The 24,654-nt window shown below is 38.8% G+C and carries 7 protein-coding genes; 1 reads left to right on the top strand and 6 read right to left on the bottom strand.

Annotated features, from left to right (window positions below; genetic code table 11):
- Positions 1–141: 141 nt before the first annotated feature.
- Positions 142–885, bottom strand: coding sequence for a class A sortase (locus tag JQ841_RS08455; RefSeq protein WP_033686926.1), 744 nt, complete (start codon positions 883–885; stop codon positions 142–144).
- Positions 885–3,353: a DNA gyrase subunit A gene (gyrA, locus tag JQ841_RS08450; RefSeq protein WP_203180649.1), complete on the bottom strand. Its 2,469-nt coding sequence runs from the start codon at positions 3,351–3,353 to the stop codon at positions 885–887. The genes JQ841_RS08455 and gyrA overlap by 1 nt, the downstream gene beginning before the upstream one ends.
- A gap of 194 nt (positions 3,354–3,547) precedes the next feature.
- Here gyrA and JQ841_RS08445 point away from each other — a divergent pair, with 194 nt between their 5' ends.
- Complete coding sequence (locus JQ841_RS08445; protein WP_000204729.1) at positions 3,548–4,534, top strand: L-lactate dehydrogenase; 987 nt, start codon at positions 3,548–3,550, stop codon at positions 4,532–4,534.
- 319 nt (positions 4,535–4,853) lie between these two features.
- Here JQ841_RS08445 and pyk read toward each other — a convergent pair whose 3' ends face one another.
- The 4 genes from pyk to JQ841_RS08425 all read right to left on the bottom strand — a co-directional run bounded on the left by pyk (position 4,854) and on the right by JQ841_RS08425 (position 24,581).
- Positions 4,854–6,359 (bottom strand): pyruvate kinase, encoded by a 1,506-nt coding sequence (gene pyk, locus JQ841_RS08440; RefSeq protein WP_153198860.1) that lies wholly within the window; start codon positions 6,357–6,359, stop codon positions 4,854–4,856.
- A 56-nt stretch (positions 6,360–6,415) separates the two neighbouring features.
- Positions 6,416–7,423: a 6-phosphofructokinase gene (gene pfkA / locus JQ841_RS08435; protein WP_000820863.1), complete on the bottom strand. Its 1,008-nt coding sequence runs from the start codon at positions 7,421–7,423 to the stop codon at positions 6,416–6,418.
- A gap of 81 nt (positions 7,424–7,504) precedes the next feature.
- Positions 7,505–10,606 carry a DNA polymerase III subunit alpha gene (locus JQ841_RS08430; RefSeq protein ID WP_203180648.1) on the bottom strand — a complete coding sequence of 1,034 codons (3,102 nt, stop codon included), beginning with the start codon at positions 10,604–10,606 and terminating at the stop codon, positions 7,505–7,507.
- A gap of 133 nt (positions 10,607–10,739) precedes the next feature.
- A complete protein-coding gene (locus tag JQ841_RS08425; RefSeq protein ID WP_203180647.1) occupies positions 10,740–24,581 on the bottom strand; it encodes a mucin-binding protein in 13,842 nt (4,613 codons plus the stop codon).
- Positions 24,582–24,654 lie beyond the last annotated feature (73 nt).

The raw sequence follows: 24,654 nt of genomic DNA, 5'->3' as shown, positions 1-24,654 counted from the left end.
ATAAACTCCTAAAAATTTTTTACCTGATAATTATATCACAAACTTTCAATATTAGGAAGCGTTTTCTGTATTTCATAACAGTTTATTTTGAAATTCAATCTATAAAAAATCAGTAAAACCTAAGATTTTACTGATTTATCTTTAATAACGTTGTTTATATGGTTGATTGAAAGCTGTTAGAATTTCTTCAGGGGTTTGTGAATAGTCTTTTGTATCTTTCAGGTCACCTTTTACGATAATACGTTCTGTCGCATCATAGTCAACACAGGTTACAAGTGTGATTTCATCAACTCCGGTACGGTCATCAATCTCATCAACGCGATCTGGAGTCACATGCTTCACTTCACGGATTTCATAGGTATAAACTTTATCCTTATCAGTAAGATAAATTTTCATCCCATTTTTAGCGCGTGATAATGGAGAAAAGAGCATTTGGCTGGCGTTTTCCGCCGTGAAGATGTGATGGCTCGCAAGGGTATAGTTTCCTTTCCCCATCACTTGATCACGCTTCATTGTACCGGCTCCATAGAAGAGATTGACATTATCAAGCCCTTTAAAAATAGGCAAGTTAATTTCTACCTCAGGGACAGCAATTCCACCGATAACTGGCAATTTTTGCGAATCCCATTGTGAGGACAAGACAGCTTCTGACGAGATGGCTTTTACGGAATCAAAGTCAAAATTCCCTTCTGTATCTTGATTTTCTTCCAATTTTTCTTTTGATACCTGGCTGACTTGGTATTTATTGGTATTCCAAACCATGAACATATCACGAATTTTTGAATTGAAAATCAAAGCTATTGACAAGATGATTAAGAATCCTGCCAAGATATTGATTAGTAAATTTTTACGGTTTGTTTTCTTTTTATTCTTTTTATGAGACATTATGCTTCACCTTCTGTTTCGTTTTCTGTCCCAACTTCTTCTTTTTCTTCAGCTGCAACCGTAGTAAAGGTTACAATTTTAGCATCTTGATCTAGGCGCATCACTTTAACTCCCATAGTTGAGCGACCTGTTTGTGAAATATTGGCAACATTGGTTCGAATCATGACACCAGTATCAGTGATAATCATCAAATCTTCATCGCCTTTAACGGTCATAAGACCAGCAAGAGAACCGTTCTTTTCTGTAATCTTAGCGGTTTGCATCCCTTTACCACCACGACCTTTAGTTGGATATTCGGTCGCAACTGTGCGCTTACCATAGCCCTTTTCTGTGATGATAAGAACCTCGTCCTGGTCTGTAATCACACTAGCACCAACAACTGTGTCTCCGTCACGAAGGTTAACACCTTTCACACCAGTGGCGATACGACTCATACCACGAACGGCTGATTGATTAAAGCGAACTGAATAACCAAACTTTGTACCAATGATAATATCCGTGTCCTCTTCTGTCAGCAAGACATTAATCAACTCATCTTCATCCTTGAGGTTCAAAGCCTTGAGTCCATTCTGACGAATATTAGCAAATTCCTTAACGCTGGTTCTCTTCACAATACCATGACGAGTTGTGAAGAAGAGATAAGCATCATCACTACGTTCAGACTCAACATTGATGATGGTCTGGATACTTTCACCTTCATCTAATTTCAAAAGATTGACGATTGGCAAGCCCTTAGCTGTACGACCATACTCAGGAATTTCATAGCCTTTCAGGCGATAGACACGTCCTTTATTTGTAAAGAAGAGTAGGTGATCATGGGTGCTGGTTGACACTAACTCACGAACAAAATCGTCATCCTTAACGCCTGTCCCTTGGACACCACGACCACCACGTTTTTGAGCAGTGAATTCTCCTTGATCCAAACGTTTGATGTAGCCTTTGTTAGAAAGTGTAATTAAGACATCCGATTCTTCAATCAAATCTTCATCTTCAAGACTCAAGACTTCACCGACCATCAATTCCGTACGACGTTGATCACCAAACTTACGCTTGACTTCGTCTAATTCATCTTTAATGATTTGAGAAACACGTTCGGGCTTAGCTAGAATATCTGCTAAATCTGCAATCAGAGCCAAGAGGTCATCATACTCAGACTGAATCTTATCGCGTTCCAAACCTGTCAAACGACGAAGACGCATATCAAGAATGGCTTGACTTTGACGTTCAGAAAGCTTAAACTTGCTCATCAACTCAGCTTGTGCTTCCGCATCCGTTTCACTAGCACGGATGATACGAATCACTTCATCGATATGGTCTAGCGCAATCAAGAGACCTTCTAAGATATGAGCACGCGCTTCTGCTTTTTCCTTGTCAAAACGTGTACGACGAACAACCACTTCTTTTTGGTGCTCGATATAAGCATCCAAAATCTGACGAAGGGACAAAATCTTCGGTACCCCATTTTGGATTGCAAGCATATTAAAACCAAAGTTGGTTTGCATCTGGGTCATCTTGAAGAGGTTGTTGAGGATAACATTGGCTGAGGCATCGCGCTTGACTTCAATAACAAATCGAACACCTTCACGGTTTGACTCATCACGAACTGCTGTAATCCCCTCAATACGTTTTTCCTGAACCAAACGAACAATATGCTCGTGAACCTTTGTTTTATTGACCATATAAGGAAATTCTGTTACAACAATACGCTCACGGCCAGTTTTAGTTTCTTCAATTTCAGTACGTGAACGAAGGACAATAGAACCTTTACCTGTTTCATAAGCCTTATGAATACCTGATTTCCCCATAACAAGAGCACCAGTTGGAAAATCTGGCCCAGGCAAGACTTCCATCAAGTCCTTAGTGGTCACTTCAGGATTGTCCATAACTAACTTCACTGCATCAATGGTTTCACCAAGGTTATGAGGTGGAATATTGGTTGCCATCCCAACCGCAATACCAGTTGCTCCATTAACCAAAAGATTAGGAAAACGTGCTGGCAAGACCAAGGGTTCACGTTCATTGGCATCATAGTTATCAACGAAATCAACTGTATTTTTGTTAATATCACGAAGCATTTCCAGAGCAATCTTGCTCATACGTGCCTCAGTGTAACGCTGGGCGGCAGCACCATCACCGTCCATGGAACCAAAGTTCCCATGACCATCTACAAGCATGTAACGGTAACTCCACCATTGAGCCATACGGACCATGGCTTCATAGATAGAGGAATCCCCGTGTGGGTGATATTTACCCATGACATCCCCTGTAATACGAGCAGATTTTTTATGAGGTTTGTCTGGAGTAACACCCAGTTCATTCATTCCGTAGAGAATCCGACGGTGGACGGGTTTCAAGCCATCTCGAACATCAGGAAGAGCCCGCGCTACGATAACACTCATAGCGTAGTCAATAAAGCTCGTCTTCATCTCCTTTGTCAGATTGACATTCACTAAATTTCTATCCTGCATTAATAAATGCCTCATTTCACTATTAGTAATTAACTATATTATACCATAATGTCCGCTATATTTCAGGTATCTAAAACCACTAAAACGTTTACATCAAGAACTGAAATGTATATCCGTGACAAAGCTTTTCAAAAGTGATAAAATTGAAATAACTGGGGAAATCCCTGAATAAAATTAAGGAGATGTTTAGAATAATGACTTCAACTAAACAACACAAAAAAGTTATCCTTGTCGGTGATGGTGCTGTAGGTTCTTCTTACGCTTTTGCACTTGTTAACCAAGGAATTGCACAAGAGCTTGGAATTATCGAAATTCCGCAATTGCATGAAAAAGCTGTTGGTGACGCGCTTGACCTTAGTCACGCCCTTGCCTTCACTTCACCTAAAAAAATCTATGCAGCTCAATACTCTGACTGTGCAGACGCTGACCTTGTTGTAATCACTGCAGGTGCGCCTCAAAAACCAGGTGAAACTCGTCTTGACCTTGTAGGTAAAAACCTTGCTATCAACAAATCAATTGTAACTCAAGTTGTTGAATCAGGTTTCAAAGGTATCTTCCTTGTTGCTGCTAACCCAGTTGACGTCTTGACTTACTCAACTTGGAAATTCTCTGGATTCCCTAAAGAACGCGTTATCGGTTCAGGTACTTCACTTGACTCAGCTCGTTTCCGTCAAGCACTTGCTGAAAAATTGGATGTTGATGCTCGTTCAGTGCACGCCTACATTATGGGTGAACACGGTGACTCTGAGTTCGCTGTTTGGTCACACGCTAACATCGCTGGTGTAAACCTTGAAGAATTCCTTAAGGATACTCAAAATGTTCAAGAAGCTGAATTGATTGAATTGTTCGAAGGTGTTCGTGATGCAGCCTACACAATCATCAACAAAAAAGGTGCAACATACTACGGTATCGCAGTAGCCCTTGCTCGTATTACTAAAGCAATCCTTGACGATGAAAACGCAGTACTTCCACTTTCAGTATTCCAAGAAGGTCAATACGGAGTTAAAAACGTCTTTATCGGTCAACCAGCTGTTGTTGGTGCACATGGTATTGTTCGTCCAGTAAATATCCCATTGAACGACGCAGAAACTCAAAAAATGCAAGCATCTGCAAATGAATTACAAGCTATTATTGACGAAGCATGGAAAAACCCAGAATTCCAAGCTGCTTCTAAAAACTAATTTAGATAGTAATAACTCCTTGAGTCATCAGGGAGTTATTTTTTATCTCTATCTTAACTAAATATTTTATGAAATTTACGTAAAAAACAACATAACTTTAAAAGCTATCATGTCACAGTTCGAGCATAAATCCGAAAAACTACCAATCAGATCTATACACACGTTACAAAAGGCATGGAGCAAGCTGTACTTGATGCACTTGATACCGTCGCATTGAATAGAAAGTAAAAAGTTTTGCCCCATAAGTGCCCCATGAACAAAAAAAGAGCCCATCATACAGGCTAGAAAGCTTGATATGATAGGCTTTTTTTCATTTTGATTAGCGTACTGTACGGATACGCATTGTGTTTGTACGAACAGCTTCTCCAACTGGCACACCAGCTACGATAACGATATCGTCACCAGATTGTACAAGTCCTGCTTCAACTGCTTTACGTTCAGCGATTTCGAACATATCGTCAGTTGATGATGGAGCATCTGTCAACATTGGGATAACACCCCAGTTCAACATCAATCCACGTTCTGTCAATTCGTCGAATGTCAATGCCAAGATGTCAGCATTTGGACGGTATTTAGAAATCAAACGTGCAGTGTGACCTGTCTTAGTAAGAGTTACAACCAATTTGATATCCATTGAGTTAGTAGCATCTTTAACAGCTGAAGCCATTACTTCTGTCTTAGAGTTACGTTCAAATGAATCTGAGTTCAAACGACCGTATTCGTTAAGAAGAGTTTGAGCGTTCTTGTCGATTGTAGCCATTGTAGTTACTGACTCAAGTGGGTATTTACCGTTTGCAGACTCACCTGAAAGCATTGTAGCGTCAGTTCCGTCGATAACAGCGTTAAATACGTCTGATACTTCTGAACGAGTTGCACGTGGTTTTTCAGTCATTGTTTCAAGCATGTTTGTTGCAGTGATAACAACTTTACCTGCAGCATTGACTTTAGTGATAATCATTTTTTGGTAAACTGGAACCATTTCGAATGGTACTTCGATACCCATGTCACCACGAGCGATCATGATACCATCAGCAGCTTCGATGATTTCATCCAAGTTATCGATACCTTGTTGGTTTTCGATTTTAGCGAACAATTGAACATGTCCATTTCCAGTTTCTTCACAGATTGCACGAACTTCGTTCACGTCTTTAGCAGTACGTACGAATGAAATCGCGATGAAGTTGATACCTTGTTCAAGACCGAAGCGAATGTCATCGTTATCGCGTTCAGCAAGTGCTGGGAAAGGAATTTTAGTGTTAGGGATGTTAACACCTTTTTGTTTAGCAATTACGCCATCGTTTTCAACTTCAACTTCAAATTCACGAGTTGCATCATCTTTAGCAACCACACGAAGACCAAGTTTACCATCGTCAACCAAAACTTGACGACCAACTTCAACATCATCATAGATATCAAGAGCACCAGCAACGTTCAATGCAATCACATCACGAGTTGATTTGATTCCCTGTTTAGTTGCAACACGGATTTTCTCACCAGTTTTGTATGAATACTCTTTAGCTTCACCTTCGAACAATTCTGTACGGATTTCTGGTCCTTTTGTATCAAGAAGGAAACCAACTTTTTTACCTGCAAGTTTTTCTGCAAGTTTAACAGTTGCCATACGCTCACCTTGTTCTTGGTGGTCACCGTGTGAGAAGTTGAAACGGAATGTGTTAGCACCAGCTTCAATCAATTTGGCAATGTTTTTAGCTGAAGCTTCAACATCAAGTTTTTCACCCCAGTATCCGTCATCACCAAATTTTTTACCACCACGGATTTCTACCGCAGGTCCCAAAGTTGCAACGATTTTTACACGTTTATTCATGATTTTTGTGACTCCTTTATATATGACCTTTTTGGTCTTATTAACTAAATTATAAATTATGACAAGCTCTTATTCAAGCTAGATAGCTCAAGGTCAGCCTTGTGTGGGTTGTTAACCACAATCTTACCATCTGCAGTAAGGCTAAACAATGCTCCTTCTTCTGCAGTTCCAAGAATTGGGTTTTCAACCATTTTCTCGTTACGGATACCAACCGCAACACCACCGATACCTTCTTTAAGAAGTTTAACAGCATGGGCACCCATACGTGACGCCAAAACACGGTCACGCGCAGTTGGAGAACCACCACGTTGAATATGTCCAAGTTCTGTCACACGAAGGTCGCTTGTATCCCCAGCTTCTTTTAGTTTTTGACCAAATTCAGCTGCAGACATTACACCTTCTGCCAAGACGATGATGTTGTGTTTTTTACCACACTCATAACCACATTTAATGCTTTCTACGATATCTTCAATCTTGAAGCCTTCTTCAGGAATGATGATTTCATCAGCACCAGTTGCGATACCTGCCCAAAGAGCGATATCACCTGCGTTACGTCCCATAACTTCGATAACAAAAGTACGACGGTGACTTGATGACGTATCACGAATCTTATCGATAGCATCCATAGCAGTCGTAACCGCTGTGTCAAAACCGATTGTGAAGTCAGTACCAACGATATCGTTATCGATTGTACCTGGAAGACCGATAGCTGGGAAGCCATGTTCAGTCAAACGCATAGCACCGTGGTAAGATCCGTCACCACCGATAACAACTACACCTTCAATCCCGTGTTTTTTCAATTGCTCAATCCCTTTAAGTTGCCCTTCAAGTTGAGCGAACTCTGGATAACGAGCTGAGTGAAGGAAAGTACCACCACGAGAAATGATATCTCCTACTGAAGCAGCATCTAGGGGATGAATTTCACCAGCAACCATACCAGCATATCCATCATAGATACCAAATACTTCCATTCCTTCTGAAATTGCTTGACGAACAACTGCACGGATGGCAGCGTTCATACCAGGGGCGTCTCCACCACTAGTCAAAACAGCAATACGTTTCATATTGGTTATGCTCCTTTTTCTTTTAACATTCTTACTGATTATACCACATTTACGTTGAAAATTCTTCTATTTTCCGTAATTTTAGCGATAAATCGTTTTCATAACGATTCCATTCAATTTCGCTTCTAATTCATCAGATTTAGCTACAAAATGGTTGGGAGAAACAATCGTTCTCTGTTCCTCTTCATACCTGATGATGACTGGGATTGGGCCTTTATATTGATCTAAAATTCTCGAAATTTCTTGATCCGAATCATGATTTTTCACCTGAATCCAAAAGCGCTCAGCAACTGCTTCTCTTATTTCTTGTGCAATCATTTGCAGACGACCGTCACGTGACTGGATTTTTCCTTTTATATAGTAGAAGGCTCCTTCTCTTACTTCCTGTCCAACCTGTCGATATAAATCTGAAAAGAGGGTAACATCCAATTTTTTCTTACTGTCATCCACCTGTAAGAAAGCCATATTTTCACCCTTTTTGGTACGAATTACTTTTATTTTCTGAACTTCAACCAAAATAATAGCGTAGCTATTTTCTGACAAATTTCCAATTGGGGTAATAGGGTAAATAGCCTTACTTGCAATAGCTTGTAAGGGATGTTTGCTCACTCCTACTCCTAGAAGCTCTTGTTCCATGTAGAATTTTTCTTGCTCCGACCAGTCCTCCGAATCTTGCCAACTATAGATGGTCTCTCCAAATAAGCTTCCTAACACTTTCACAAATTCAAATAGATTAGCTAAATTATTGAATACTTTTTGACGATTTTTTTCAAATGAATCGAAAAGACCAACTTTTACCAAAGGTTCCAGCAAAGGAAGTTTCAAATAATTCTCAGGTAGTTTAGCTAAAAAATCTTCAATATTAGAATAAGGTCTATGTTCAATAATCCAAAGCGCCAAATCCTTGCTGAGCCCCTTAATCGATTTCAAACCTAGATAGATAGACTTGTTGGCAATTTTATCGTGATAGGGAATAGTATTGATGGACAATGGGGCTACTTCAAAACCTGCTTCTAAGGCATCTGTTACATAATCACTATTGGCAGAATTCAACATGACCTGATAAAAAATAGCTGGATAATGTGTTTTGAAATAAGCCAATTGGAAGGCCAAGGCTGAGTAGGCATAGGCGTGTGACCTGTTAAAACCATAACCTGCAAACTTCTCCATAACATCAAAAACCTGCTCTGCTTTTTCCGCAGTATGACCAGCTTCTATGGAGCCATGAATAAAGGAAGCCCTCATCTCATGCATAGCAGAGGCATCCTTTTTACCCATAGCTCGACGCAAAATATCAGCCTTCCCAAGACTAAATCCAGCAAATCGCTGAGCAACCTGCATAACCTGCTCCTGATAGAGCATAATGCCATAAGTTGGAGCCAAAATATCCTCAAGTGCTGAATCTAGAACCGTCACTTCTTCCTGCCCATGTTTTCTTGCCACAAAATTATTGATGTAGTCACTAGCACCTGGTCGATTTAGGGAAGTAGTTGCTACGACATCTTCAAAACAGACTGGCTGAACACGCTTGAGCAAGCGAATGGCACCAGGTTGCTCAAATTGAAAGATACCTTTTGTATTACCAGAGGCAAATAAAGCTAACGTTTCTTTATCTTCCAAATCAATCTCGTTGATAACTATCTTAACACCTTCTGTTTCAGCAAGCAACTCTTGCATCTTCTGGACAAAGGTCAAATTTCGTAGCCCCAGAAAATCCATTTTCAAAAGTCCACTAGCTTCAACTCCATGAGCATCATACTGAGTCAGTGGAATTTCGTCACCATGCTTTAGAGGGATGTAATTGGTCAAATCTTGGTCACTGATTACAACACCAGCCGCATGGACAGAGGTTTGTCTTGGATAGCCCTCTATCTTGCAAGCAATTTCAAAGGCTTTTTGATATTCTAGCTTACTATTGATTTGCTGACGAAACTGAAGGTTCCCTTCATAGGCTGACTTAAGATTATCACGAAAACTGATTTTCTTGGTAATTGCAGATAATTCATACTCTGGCACACCAAAACGTTTTAAGACATCTCGAAGAGCTTGCTTAGCACCAAAAGTAGAAAAGGTAACGATTTGAGCCGCATGTTTACTGCCATATTTATTACCAACATATCTGATAAAATCTGGACGATAAATATCAGGAATATCGATATCAATATCAGGCATAGTATAACGTTCACGATTGAGGAAGCGTTCAAAAATCAGATTCTTCTGAATTGGGTCAATCCCTGTGATATCCAAAGCATAGGAAACCAAGCTACCAACTGCAGAACCTCGTCCCATTCCCATATAGTAGCCATTTGAACGTCCAAAACGCAACAAATCCCAAACAACCAAGAAATAATCGTCAAAGCCCATATCATGAATAACAGCCAATTCTTGGTCTAGACGGTCTTGATATTCTTTACCAGTTAACCCCTTCTGAGCAAGCCCCAATTCAGCACGCTCTCTCAACTCTTCTACTGCTGGTCTAGCTGGATTAAAACGAGGCAGTTTCAGACTCGTATCCAAATCATAAGAAATACTTGAAATAAGCTTTTCTAAATTGTCCAAGGCTTGCGGAAAACGTTCTTGGAATAGTTTCTCTAAAGAACTTGCCGATATAAAGACATCTTGTCGTGAACGCAAGGGAACTTCTCTAAGTGGTAGATTTTCTTTAATCGCAGTTAATACTTGCAGAACTTCTCTATCCCTGCTTTCAAAAGAATTGACCCGATACAGTGGCAAAATAGGATGATGAAATTCGCTTGCCAGTGTTTCTGGGTAAACCCCAATATAGTAATCACAGCCTAGATTTAACGACTCCAGTCCATCAAAATAAGGAACAACGACCGCAATATCCTCTAGGTACTGAGATAAAACCGCCCAATTTTTCTCCCCCTGCATCTTGGCTGTTGAGAGTTTCATCAGCTGCTGATAGCCCACACTAGATAGAGCTAAAAAGCGCAGATTCACTTCCTGAGCATCCACAAATACTGTCATTTCAAGCCCCAGCAAAGGATGAATCCCGTATTTTTTGGTAACCTCTAGAAAGTCAAAAGCACCATAAAGATTATCAATATCCATCATGGCCAAATGTGTGTAGCCGAATTCTTTAGCTGCTCTCACATACTTATCGATCGAAATGACGCTCTCCATAAAACTATAGACTGTTTTTGTATCTAGTTGTGCGATCAATTTACACTTCTCCTCTATCGTTCTCACTATATTATACCATTTTCAAAAAGAGAAAGAAAAGAACCTGAGATAACAAATCTCAAGTTCTTTCTTTATCTGATTGCAAGTTCGCATCTAATGAGAATCAAAATGATTATTCTTCATCTTCTCTTTTCTTACGAGCAATCAATCCAAATCCACTTAGGGCTCCTAGAAGTCCAAGTGCTGCAAGGCTAGCATGATCTTCTGTACCTGTATTTGGAAGTTCACGTTGACCGTCCATGTATTGAGGTGTAGAAGGCGCTGCTGGTTGAGTTGTCGGAGTTCCATTATTATTTCCGTTGTTATCTCCATTATCTGCAGGTGTTACAGGTTGTGGAGTATCTGGTTGAGGTTCCGGTTGTGGCTCTGGCTGAGGCGCTGGTTGTGGCGCTGGAGCTGGAGCTGGGTATGGAGTTGGATTTGGTGTAGGATCCTTAGGAATGTAGTTGATTGGTGTATCTTGCGTTGGATCACCAGGTACCTCTGGTACTTCGTATCCTTTCGTTGGATCATTTGGATCAACTGGTTTCAATGGTTGACCTTCTGGATCTACAGGGATAAATCCTGGTACATAAGGTACTTTAGGTTTATCAGTTCCTGGTTTAGTTGGATCTTTAGGATCGTTTGGATAAGTGATTGGATTTGTTGGTGTTCCTGGAATATTTGGAATCCATGAACCTAACTTATCGTAAATCACTGTTTCATTGATATCCTTGATTGTATCAGGAGTTACTTGTACATCTTTAGTTGATGATTCTAGATCACCAGCTTTAGCGATGTATCCTTTCACAACTGGTACTGGGTAACCGTTGAAGATATTATCGTTACGATCTGTTGTCCATTCACCATATGTGATTTCACCAGTTACTAAGTTAACTTTCGCTTCACGAGTGAACTTGATTGTTTCAACACGAGTTTCAGAAACTTCTTTTCCATTGCGATCTACATACTTGATCGTACGTGTAGCTGATTTCTCAGTTACAAGATCTTTCACAGTATTTGGCCATACTGGACTATTTGGATCGTTAGGGAATACTGGTTCACCTGGTTTTGGAGTTGATGGTGTTACAGGTGTTCCATCAGGATTCTTCGGTAAGTTTGGATCATTTGGATCTACTGGTTTACCTGGTGTAACTGGAATAATTCTTTCAGCTACTGTTACAGTAAAGATTTGATCTACAGATTTATCTTTATCAAATACTCTGTCTGTATCTTTAGATGGGAACTCATTCTTAACGACTCTGTATCCAGCTTTTTCAAGTCTTTCAATAGTCTTAGTCACTTCATCAACTTTAGACTTGTTGAAATTAGTTCCTGAATCACCTTCGTCCACTACTGGAGTTGATACAACTTTACCTTTTTCATCTACGAAGTTTGTGATAGCTTTTTGCTTATCAGTTACGTAAGTGATTGGCGTATCAGTTCCTGGATCTGTTGGTACTGGTGGTACTTCATATCCTTGAGTTGGATCGTTAGGATCAACTGGTGTCAATGGAACTAGTGGGTTATCCGGACTAATTGGTTTAGTTGGATCTTTTGGTACCACAGGTGTAGTTCCTGGGATATAAGGCACTTTAGGTTTATCAGTTCCAGGTTTAGTTGGGTCTTTTGGATCATTTGGATACGTAACCGGAGGAACTGGTGTAGAACCTTCTGGTACTTTCGGTACCCATGAACCAAGTTTAGTGTAGACAACTTCGATATTTTCATCTTTAGAGTCTGCAGTTAGGTTTTCTGTAGCTGCTACTTCTTTTTGTTTCGCATCTTTTAGGATGTAACCTTTAACGACTGGTGATTCAACTTTATCGAATGTTGTATCTCCATCTTTGGCAATCCAGTCACCGTAAGTGATTAAACCTGTTACAGAATTAATCTTAGCTTCACGAGTGAATGTAACTTTATCTGTTACTTTCTTAGCTACTTCCTCACCTTTTTCGTTAACGTATGTGATTGTACGGTTCACATGGCGAGTTGTATCAAGCTTCTTGATTAGATCTTCTGTCCATTTTGGTCCTGTTGGGTTGTTAGGATCGATTGGATCACCTGGTTTTGGTTTGTTTGGATCATTTGGATTAGTTGGATCTACTGGTTTGATTGGCTCAACGTGTGGTGTAACTGTAACTACGAATCTTTGATCTACTTTTGTATCTTTATCGTAGTTCTTATCTGTAGCTGTTGTGAATCCGTCACTTACTAAGTCATATCCTAGAGCTTTCAATTCAGCAAGTTTAGTTGCTGTTGAGTACTCGATTGGTTCTCCAGATTTACCTTTCAGGTTATCTGTATGAAGTACTGTTCCAGTTCCTTCTACAACATAAGTTACTGTTGCTTTTTGAGTATCTTTCTCATAAGTGATTTCAGTATCTTTTGTTGGATTTTCAGGTGTTGGTGGAACATATCCTTTGCTTGGATCATTTGGATCTACTGGTTTCAGTGGGTTTCCATTTGGATCTTTTGGCGTTGTTCCTGGAACGTGAGGAATCACTGTTGTTGGTGTTCCTGGTTTTGTTGGATCTGTTGGATCATTTGGATATTGAGGTTTATCAACTTTTGGAACTTCAAATCCTTCTGGTACTTTCGGTACATATTTACCTAGTGGTGAGTAAACTACGTTTACTACTGAGTCAGCTGCGTCGTGGGCAACATTTTCTACTTTTTCAGCTGCTTTAATATCTGCAACATATCCTTCGATTACTGGAGAAGTTACTTCAGCTAATGTTTGTGGTTCTGTCCAATCAGAAGTATAAGTGATTTCACCTGTTACTTTGTTTAGATCACCTTTACGAGAGTAACGAAGTTTTTGTTCTACAGTAGCCGCAGCTTCTTGACCACGTTTCGCTTCTTCTACTTTATCCGTATTCGCATATCTGTAGTTGATTGTACGATTTACTTCATCTAGTAATCCAAGTTGTTCGTATGTACGTTGTTTTGGATCTCCAGGTACTTTGTCTCCTGGTTTTGGAGTAACATTAGGATTATTTGGATCTATCGGTTTATCTGGATCGATTGGTGTGATACCTTCTTTAACGATCACATAGTAAACTTGGCTAATTCCGTTGTTACCTTTGTCATCCTTGTCATCAAATGTACGGTTTGCTTCAGCGTAGAATGCTACACGTTCTGCTGTATAAGCTGGATCAGTTGGTGCAACAACTTCATAACCTTTAGCTTCTAATTCACCTTTAACGTTATCAATGTTTGTTGTCTTAATTGCTTTACCTGTGTCTCCTGCTTCTGCAACTGATACGTGAACTGCAGTTCCATCCTCTTTAATGAAGTGAACTAGAGCTACTTGAGAACCATCTTTAACATACGTAATTGTAGTGTTTTGAGTTGGATCTTCTGGTACTTTCGGTACTTCATATCCTTTAGTTGGATCATTTGGATCTTTCGGAGTTAATGGTTTACCATCTGGTCCTACTGGTGTTGTTCCAGGGATGTACGGTACTACTGGAGTTTCAGCAGGTGTTCCTGGTTTTGTAGGATCGTTTGGATCATTTGTATATGGTTTTGGTGTTAAGTCAGTGTTCGCTGGAGGTGTTAGTCCCTCAGGAATTACTGGTACATATGAACCAAGTTTACGGTAGATGATTGTTTCTTCACTATCTTTATCAGTAGCTTGTACATTTGTACGCTCTGTTGATTTAGCTGCTGAAGCTACATATCCTGGTTTGCTTGGTGTTGTTACAGCATCGATTGTTGTATCGTCACCTTTAGCTTTCCAGTCAGAGAAGTTAGAGATTGCTCCTGTTACTGGATCTAAGTCAGCTGTACGAGTGAATGTTAATGTTTGTACATTGTCAGGGATACCTGCATCTGATCCGTCAGCTAGTTTGTAGTGAACTGTGTGTGTTACTTCTTCGATTAATCCTAATTCTTTGTAAGTACGTCCTTTTGGATCGTTTGGTACTTTGTCTTCAGGTTTAGGAGTAACATTTGGAGTATTTGGATCTACTGGCTTACTTGGATCGATATTTGCTGGTTTGGTAGTATAGATTACTGTTTCAGTAATATCCTCAGCAGTTGCTGTTACTTCTGTCGCTGGTACAGTCTCTTTATCTGGAGTGAAGTTTGTAACTTTTGGTGAAGTTACAGCTTCAAATGTTTGAGCTGGTGACCATTCTCCGAATGTAACCTTACCAGTTACTGGATTGATAGTTGCTGAACGTTTGAACTCTTTAGTTTCTTGTACTGAATCAGCAGCCTTTGAACCATCTGCGTAAACATACTTGATTGTACGTTTAACTTCTTCTTTACGTCCATCTTCTAACTCTTTGATTAACTCTGGAGTCCATTTTGGTCCTGTTGGATTATTTGGATCGATTGGTTCTCCTGGAGTTGGTTTTGGATCGTTTGGATTTACCGTTGCAGGTTTAACTGTTACAAGGACTTTGTATTCTTGGTTAGTCTTAGAGTCTGCATCAAACTTACCATTTTCTGGGTAATTGTTTTCAACAACTGTGTATCCTTTAGCTTTCAGAGCTGCAATAGTTTTCTCTACTTCTGCACCTTTAGTGAAGGCTTTTCCTGTGTCTCCTGTGTCAACAATTGATTGAGCTACTCCACCTTTTTCAGTCTTATCAGTTTCACTGTTTACTTCGATAAAGTGTGTAACTGCTACTTGAGAACCATCTTTCGTATAAACGATAGTAGTGTCTTCTGTAGGGTTCGTTGGGACTGGTGGATTATATCCTTGTTTTGGATCGTTAGGATCTTTTTGAGTTAATGGTTGTCCATTTGGTCCTACAGGTGTTGTTCCTGGAACATATGGAATCGTTGTTGTTGGTGTTCCTGGTTTTGTTGGATCGTCCGGATTATTTGGATATTGTGGATTTTCAATTGTCGGAGGAGTGAATCCTTCTGGTACAACTGGTACAAATTTACCTAAATCTTTATAGATAACTTTTTCAATAATATCTTTATCCGTTGCATTAACACCCGTTACATCTTTCTTAGATGACTCAACATCTCCTGTAGCTACATATCCAGTTTTAACTGGTACTACAGCTTTACCTTCAAGAGTTGTATCGTTATCTTTAGCTGTCCATTCACTATAAGTAATCTCTTTTGTTACAGCATTAACTGTTGCTGTACGTGTAAAGCTTACTGTAGTTTCATGTTTAGGTTCTGCATCAGTTCCACGTTTAGTAGTATCTGCTACATCATCTGCATAAGTATACGTAATTGTACGTTTTACTTCTTCAGCTAGTTTTAGATCTTTATATTTTGGTCCATTTGGATTTTTTGGATCTACTGGTTTTTCAGGATCAAAGTTTGGATCATTTGGATCAATTGTAATTTGTTTTGTTTTGTAAACTACAACTTCTTCATAATCAGCCGCATCTGCCGTCACAGTTTTCGCTGGTACGTCACTTACTGTTGGATTACTTACTAATGCTGAAGTGTATCCGTCAATTGTAGGAGTTGTAACAGCTTCAAATCCATCAGTTGTCTTAGGCGTCCATGCTCCATATTCAATGCCTCCTGAAACAAGGTTAACTTTAGCTGTTCTAGTAAATTCAAGCGTTTGAACTTTCTTAGCTACTACATCTGTTCCAAGTTTACCATCTTCTACTGGAGTTGCATCTTCATATACATACTTAATTGTACGTGTTACAGATTCAGTTGTCTTCAAGTCTTTAACAGATTCTGGCCATTTTGGTCCATCTGGTTTTGTTGGATCTACTGGTTGACCTGGTTCTGGTTTTACATATCCAGGTGTTGTTGGATCTGTTGGAATATCTTTAACAATAGGTTTGAATGTAACTGTATATTCTTGGTTTGTTGATGCATCAGCGTCAAATACTTTTTCAGCATCTGTTGATGGATAATCTTTTTCACCTGCGTTGACGTTAGCTACCTTTTCATATCCACGAGCTAAAATCTTGTTGATTGCTGCTGTTACATCAGCATCTTTAGTAAAGGCCTTGCCTGTATCTCCAGAATCAACTACTGAAGGTTCCAGTCCTTTACCAGTTGTATCTACGAATTTCGTTACCGCTATTTGAGAACCATCTTTAACGTATAAGATTGTAGTGTCACCTGTTGGTGTTGTTGGCGCTGGCGGTAAGTATCCTTCTTCTTTATTAGCAGGGTTCTTCGGTGTCAACGGTTGTCCATCTGGTCCTACTGGTGTAGTTCCTGGTACGTATGGAATCGTTGTTGTTGGTGTTCCTGGTTTTGTAGGATCATCTGGATTGTTTGGATATTGTGGATCTTGAATTGTAGGAGGAGTGAATCCTTCTGGTACAACTGGTACGTATTTACCTAGTGCTTTGTACACTACTTTTTCCGTAATATCTTTATCTTCTGCCTTAACATTTTCCACAGGTTTAGTAGATGAATCTACATCTCCTGTCGCTACATAACCTGCTACTTTTGGAAGTTCTGCTTTTCCTTCTAATGTAGTGTCATTATCTTTAGCTTCCCATTCTCCGTATGTGATTTCTCCTGTTACTGGGTTCACTTTAGCTACACGAGTGTAATTAACTTTTGTAGTGAATGGTTCTGCTACATTAGTTCCACCTTTATTTCCATCTTTTTCAGCTTGGTTTAATTCACTTGCTTCTGTTGAGTAAGTGTACGAAATTGTACGTGTTACCTCTTCAGTATTTTTAAGTTTCGCAAGTAATTCGTCCGTCCATTTTGGTCCATTTGGATCATTTGGATTAATTGGCTCATCTTTCTTAGGTTCTTTATAACCTGGAGCTTTTGGATCAACTGTGATTAATTTAGTTTTATAAACTACTACTTCTTCAAAGTCTTTATCTGTAGCCGCTACAGTTTTCGCTGGTACATTTGCAACTGCTGGTGTTACACCTGCAACTGCCGCAGTATATTTCTCAAGTGTTGGAGAAGTTACTGCTTCAAATGTTTGATCAGCTGACCAGTCTCCGTAAGTGATTTCTCCTGACGCTACATTAATCTTACCAGAACGAGTGAATTTAAGTGTTTTAACTTTCTTATCAGCTACACTTGTTAAATCAGATTCCGCTACTGGAGTACCATCTTCGTATACATACTTAATTGTACGTGTTACTTCTTCTTGTACTTTTACAGCGTTGATTAATGCTTCAGTCCATTTTGGTCCATCTGGATTATTTGGATCGATTGGCGTTACACCTGGAGTTGGTTTTGGATTTTCATTACTTGATGGTTTAGTTGGATCAAATGATGGAATATCCACTACTTTAGCTTTGAATTTCACCACATATTCTTGATCAACTGCACCGTCTTTATCGAATTTATCTGTTGATACAAATCCGTTATTTACTAATTCGTAACCTTTCTTAACTAGCTCAGCAATCTTATCAGTTACTGAAGTTGCTGTTGTTGCTGGGTAAGCTGCTTCTGATTTACCAGTTACTGCGATTGGGTCTGCAAGACCAGGAGTAATGACTTTATCTGTATTAGTAGGATCTACTTCTACAAATTTCACGACTGCTTTTTGGTCTATTGGAGAGTATTTAACAGTAACTAGAAGTTTGTCTGGACTTGACTCAGGATCGATATCAGCTGTTGCTTCTACTAGAGCATTGTCAGGTAAATATCCTGGAACAGTAGGAGATGTTACATTATTAAATCTTCTATCGCTATCTTCTTGAGATACTTCTGTTTCTGCTCCTGTTGTTGGAGAAATCTTCGAAATTTTTCCTTCAGTAGCTTCCCATTTACCATAACTAACCGCTGCTTTTGCTTCATCTGTAGCATTAGCTGCTTTTGCTTTATCTTCTACAAACTTAAATAATTTAGCTTTTGCATCTTCTACTGCTTTAGAATTTTCTCCACTTGCTTTTACAACATCATTATATTTTTTATATTCTTCTGGATATAATCTTGATGTTGCTGCAAGGTCAAGCTTACGAGTACGCGTGAATGTTAGAGTTTCTTTTACTCTGTCCGCTTTATCATTGTCATTGACTTTTACATACGCTTCTTTTCTATCAGCTGGAATTTCATCCGTTAGATTTTCGTTTGCTACATCTGCAACTGCTTTATCTGCATAAACATAGTCAATATAACGTGTTACTGTTCTTGTTTCATTATCTGAAGCTGAAAGTTCAGTTTTCTTGTGACGTAAGTATACATTGAATGGTTGGTCTACATCTTTATCATTATCAAATGTGCGTCCACCTGTGATAGCTTTACCTTGAGCATCGTTTGTATAGTCATCTGTTACTAATTCATAACCAAGGTCTTCATATTTCTTAATTGTTTCTGCTGTTGAATAAGGAATTGCTGTATGAGATTTACCTTGAAGTTTCTCAACATTATAAGTTGTTTTCGCATCCGCACCTGTTGTAGGAGCTGTATTTGCTGTTTGAATTTCAAGAATACGAGCTTCACCCGTTGCATCTAAGTCGATATAAGTCACATTTGCTTTTTGTTTATCAGCTTTATAAACCACATACATATCAAAGTCATCTTTATCATCTGAACGAACTTCTGATACTAATGGTTCATATGCTCCAACATCTCTAGTATTATTAGCTACTGGAGTATATAGACCGACAGGTTGTTTTCCATTATGGATGTGACCCATCTTACCATCAGCATTTGGTGTGAAGTCAGCTGTTACTACTTCAGCTGTGTATCCTTTAACTGTTGGTGAGATAATTTCTTTGAATTTAGAGTTTTCATCACTTGAAGCTGTCCATTTACCAATAATAATTGAACCTTGATTGAACTGTGTTCCCGCCGGAATCGTATCTCCAACTTTATAAACATGCCCTGTTGCATCTGTAACTTGGTTTGCAGTTACTAATTCTTTATCAGTTGTACCAGCTTCAGAGAAAATCTTGTAATCACGAGTATAATCAATCGTTTGTTTTCGAGTAACTGGTGTGTTATCGATTGCTACGATTGGATCATTATCTTTGTATGAATCTTGACTTGACGGGTTATCGTTATCATTTTCGTATACATAATGAATTGTACGAGTGATTGAAGCTTTTGATTGTGGTTTAACAATCGGAATATACTTCGCTTTACCGTAGTCAGTTCCATATTTACTTGTTACAGAATCTCCATCTACTTTATCATTATAGTCCACATCTGGTTGTTGTTTTACTACACCTGTACCAGTTCCTACGAATTTAGGATGTGGAGCGAATGTAATTTCACCAGTATCTTGATCTAATGTGTACGTACCTTCATTTTCGATTACGATTTCTGTATCTGTCACTTTAGTATAGCTACGAGGTACTGTTGTAACTACACCAGTTTCAGGATCAATATGAACCGCATCTGGAAGTTTAGATCCCATTAAGTTCTCATACGTTGTTGCTTCACGAGATCCTTTTGGAACAATATCATTGTTAGCGTTGTATGTCGTTCCGTTTAATGTGATACTCTCACCTTTCGGAACAAGCTGATCCGCTGGAGTCTCTTTCCCTAAAACAGAGAATTTATCAGCCGTAACTTGTGGAATAGTCTCACCATTTTGATATGTTTTCTTCCACGTAGTTATTTGAGCTCCTCCAGTTATCTTAAGTGGAGTAACAAGTTGATCACCTTTTTGAACTTTACTTCCTACAGGAATAACAACATTTGCTCCATTTCTTAAAACTGTTGTCGGCTCTGTAACTGTAGGTTCTGCACCTTCTAAAATTGCTCCTGCAGGTACTGAACCAGTACTATAACGAACATTACTTACAAGTACATCTCCTGTTCCATTAACTGTCACAGCTTCAGTTGCAGCGATTCTTGTATTTGCAGGAATCTTATCAGCCGGTTTGAATGTTGCTGTTTTTCCATTAGGTAATGTTACTTCTGTTTCTTTATCAACTTTTGTATCTTCAGTATACACTTTCCCAGGAATTTCTTTTTGCTTAGCTAGTGTTGGTTTTTTAGTTTTATCTAAAATTGCAAAATTCGCTGTATACTTCGTGTCTTCAATCTTATCATTTGTTACTGTTTCAACTGTTGCATAAGCTGGAATTGTTGGATTAGATTTTTGTTTAGCTCCTTGAACATCTTCTGTAATTGTATCTTCCCCTACAGGACGAACGTCAATAACAGTTGGAATATAGCTAGTATCCATTGATTTGTAGCCATTATTTCCATTATTTACGTTATCTAACACTTTATCTTTTTCAGCTAATGTAGTAGATGTTCTAGAAGTTTCAATTGTATCACTTGTAGCTTCCCAACCAGTTGAACTATTGTTATCATCCCATGCACGAACTGCGATACCTTTAGCAGTACCTACATATGCATCTACAGGTTTGAATGTTAATGTAGTTTCATATAAACCATTTCCAATAGAAACATTTTTACCGTTACTTGCTGGGTTAACTTTATAAGTACCTACTTCATTACCTGCAGTATCATATTCAGTATATTTGTCTAATAAGTATTCTGTTTTGTTATTAAGTGGGTTGGTAATTTTTAGAGCTTTACCTAATTTGTTACCTTTTTTATCTTTAACTGTTACGTATTGTCCAGTGAATACTGTAGCACCATTACGCTCTACGAAAATCTTACCATTTTCCTCTCGATAGTTTGAAGGTAGTTCGCCAGGAGCTGGTGTGTATGCTTCTTCCGATGCAACTTGTTTGTCTGTTAAAACAATTTTTGGTGGTAAGCTTTCATTTTCAATTTGTGCCCATTGTTTATATTTCGAATCTTTGTTTTTACCACTGGCTGTGAACATCGCATTTGTTGGTAACTTAACAGTTTGCTCACGACCTTGGAAATCTTTTGTTTCATGTTTTGTACCACGTGGCATATGGATAACATGCGTTTCAAAGTCTTCTACTTCCCCTGATGATGCTACACCAGTTGGTTCTAAAATTTCATCTTTAGTTAGTGAAATACGTAAACGTACACCTAGACTATCTGCTGAAGTATCTAGTAATTGTGGTGTGTTTTTGAACTTAATATTATAAGTTCCATTTTTATTAACTTCTACAATTTCTGAAGATTCATTAAGATCGAATTTACCGTTGTTATTGAAGTCTACCCAACCACGAACATAGGCTTTATCGTTATTTACACCTAAATTAGCACGAACTCCTTCAAGAACATATTCATTACCTTGAGCTTGACGTAGTTTATACTCAGTTGCCACAGCTGGATCGAGTAATTGACTTTCTCCTTCATCTCCAAGAGTGCCTTCACCTAAAGCTCCAGTTGTATGGTTATAAACCCCACGGATTGGAAGATGTGTTTGAGGATTTTCCATTTCAATAACATCCCCTTGATTTAATAACACACGGGTATGATCTTCTTTTTCAATTACAGCATTTCCATTTGGTAAAACTAAGTATTTACCAGTAACACCCTTATCTGTCTTAACAACAGTTTTTCCAGATTCTAATGGTGTCTCTTTATATTTCTCTGATGTGATTAAATCATCAAGTACCCATCCACCTGAGGGGTCAGTCTTCGTTGAACGGAAGTCTGGATCTCCTTTAACATTACCTAGGTATGGTTGAGTAGCAGTAACTTGTGTTTTCACACCATCTTTAACAACTTCTTTGTTGAAATCTCCGATGATATGTTGAGCTGAACCATAAGATTGTGGTGCATCTCCACCATCGTAAATCATGAAACCAATAGTTCCTGCTTGTGCACCTGAAGAGTTTAAGTACATTGATAATGTCTTAACGTTTTGAGAAAGTGCAATTGGTAATGAGTTTTTAGAACCCATTGCTGTATAGTTAGCTCCAAATGTATTCGTTCCATATGCAGAAGGGTTTCCTTTTTCATCTACGTTAACCCAATCTTTTGGATTATACCCTGCTTCTGCAAGACGTCCATCTGCATTTACATCACTTGGTCTACTTGGATAAACTCCTTGAGCAGTTTTTTCGTCAATGTCTTTTTGAAGGTTTAACGCCATGAATTGTTCCCATTTCGTACCATCTGTCTCGAATTGAACAATTTCTGTTTTTGTAGCTTCTTCTGCATCCGCAGCAATTACGTTAACATCTACTATACGACCATTATAAGTTGCAGAAAGCGCAAATGTCACCCCTACATTCGCTTCATCACGAGATGATGTGAAAGCAGTAAGCATTTCACTTCCATCTGGATTTGTTGTTGGAAGACCTGCTTTTCTTAAGTATGACCATTGAGTATCCTGAGCTGTTATAAGTACATCAGCTTTTCTTTCGTTACCAATCTTTTTATATAACGCAGCTGATCCGTTTGGTACAGCCTTACCATTCACATTAACATACGTGAATCCCGTTTCTGATAATTTTGTTGCGGATAAGTTTTGACTGGCAATAGCATTGTTGTAGTCTTTAACAGCTTTTTGATAAGCTGCTGCTTTTGCATAGTAGGCATCTGTATTAGCAAATGTTTCTGTCGGATATTCTGGTATCGTTAATGCTACACCATTTACTGACACTGTTGGGTTATTCGCAAATGTTGTTTTATTTTTTGTAGCATTTTCTTTGAATCTTTTATCCTCAGCTTGTGCTTTCGCTAATTGTTTATCAGAACCCCAATCACCATAATCACGAACCGCATTCACTGGTCCTGCTGGTGTTTTATTTGGGTCAGCCTCTACATTTTTCGAACCTAATTTTATAACTGTAGCTGTTAAAGTATAGCCTTCAACCTTTGTTTTAACATTGAACTTCATACCTTCTTGTAAAGCTTCGTAAAGTTCATGATCGTTTTGAGCTCCACCCGTGTAGTATAAATGTTCAACATATTTCGCAGTTCCTGAATTTAAGAATTTATCATCAGTTGTTAAACCTTTTGAACCATCAGCATAGGTAACATCACGAACCATTGTGATTTTACCTTCAACTCTATCACCATTTGGATATGTGATAGTTTTAGTAATTGGTTGCGCTAATTTTCTTGCAGGCCCTACTACAGTACCATTAGAGTATGTAATTGATGCTGCTGCAAAGTCGAACCAGTTAATGTTATTTTTAAGTTGCTCTAAGTTTTTTGTACCTGCAGTACCAACAACAGTATTTCCAGAAGGAATATTAGTTTTAACACCATTTACAGTAACAGTTGCTTCACCTGCAGTCGCGTTTCCTTTTTTTACTACTTCAATCATAGAAGGATCCGTAATACTTGGGTTCGCATTCATGATTTCACGTTTAACCGCTGCAACTTCTTCATCTGTTAATTCATTAATGTTTTTTACAGGAGTCTTAGTTGTTGGAGCTACGATTGCTGTATTAGTAGTAGTTTCTCCTGCCAACACTGCTTCAACTTTACCTACGTGTCCTGCACGTTTCATCTCAGCATAAACTGCTTCGATAGCTGATGAGATACGTTGGAGTTGGGCATCCAATTCTTCCTTAGTGATTTCGCCTGCAGCAAGAGCTTTCTTAGAAGCTTCGATTTGAACTTTAGCTGAAGCTACTGCAGTTGCGATTGCTTCTTTTCCAGCTTTATCTTCTGCTTTTTTATCCGCAAAGTTTGAGGCACTTGTGTTCAATACTTCTGCTTCAGATGTCAACTGTTCAAGGACAGTTTTAGTAGCAGTAATTGGATTTTCTGCTTTCTTTTCGTCCTTTTTATCAGCTTTTTCATCAACTGCTTTGTCAGCTTTTTTGTCTGTTGAAGGAGCAGTTAGTGTTGCTTTTTCTTTATCAGCTGCTTCTGTTTTTTCAGTTGTAGCTGTCTCAGCTACTTTTTCATCTTTCTTAGATGCTTCAGCAGCTAATTTTGCAACTTCCTCATCACTCAAGGTTGGCTTTTCTACTACAGCCGCTTCAGTCGTAGCAGAAAGAGCTGGTGTCGTCACATTTGTGACATTCTCACTTGCCTTTTCATCTTTTGGAGCAGATGCAACAGCTTCTGTTTTATTTTCAGTAGCTGCTTCTTCTGCCTTGGCAGTCGTTTGGGCAGCACCCAAAATCAAGGCTGTCCCCAACAGCACACTCGCAGCACCGAAATGGTACTTACGAATAGAGAAACGTTGACTCAAGCCATACCAATCAAAAGATTTATTTTTTTGTCTTTTTGATTTATACATAATGTTCACTTTCCTATTTTAATTATGTAACTACAAATTACAATTACATAGTATATATTTTATCACAAAAACG

This window comes from Streptococcus mitis, from assembly GCF_905187535.1.
GTDB lineage: Bacteria > Bacillota > Bacilli > Lactobacillales > Streptococcaceae > Streptococcus > Streptococcus mitis_BS.
The sequence above is the reverse complement of the archived record's forward strand: the minus strand, read 5'-3'. Positions and strand labels throughout refer to the sequence as shown.

Excerpts from the sequence above, each read along its gene's own strand:
- JQ841_RS08455 (WP_033686926.1), bottom strand. The coding sequence starts at position 885 with ATGTCTCATAAAAAGAATAAAAAGAAAACAAACCGTAAAAATTTACTA.
- gyrA (WP_203180649.1), bottom strand. The coding sequence starts at position 3,353 with ATGCAGGATAGAAATTTAGTGAATGTCAATCTGACAAAGGAGATGAAG.
- JQ841_RS08445 (WP_000204729.1), top strand. The coding sequence starts at position 3,548 with ATGACTTCAACTAAACAACACAAAAAAGTTATCCTTGTCGGTGATGGT.
- pyk (WP_153198860.1), bottom strand. The coding sequence starts at position 6,359 with ATGAATAAACGTGTAAAAATCGTTGCAACTTTGGGACCTGCGGTAGAA.
- pfkA (WP_000820863.1), bottom strand. The coding sequence starts at position 7,423 with ATGAAACGTATTGCTGTTTTGACTAGTGGTGGAGACGCCCCTGGTATG.
- JQ841_RS08425 (WP_203180647.1), bottom strand. The coding sequence starts at position 24,581 with ATGTATAAATCAAAAAGACAAAAAAATAAATCTTTTGATTGGTATGGC.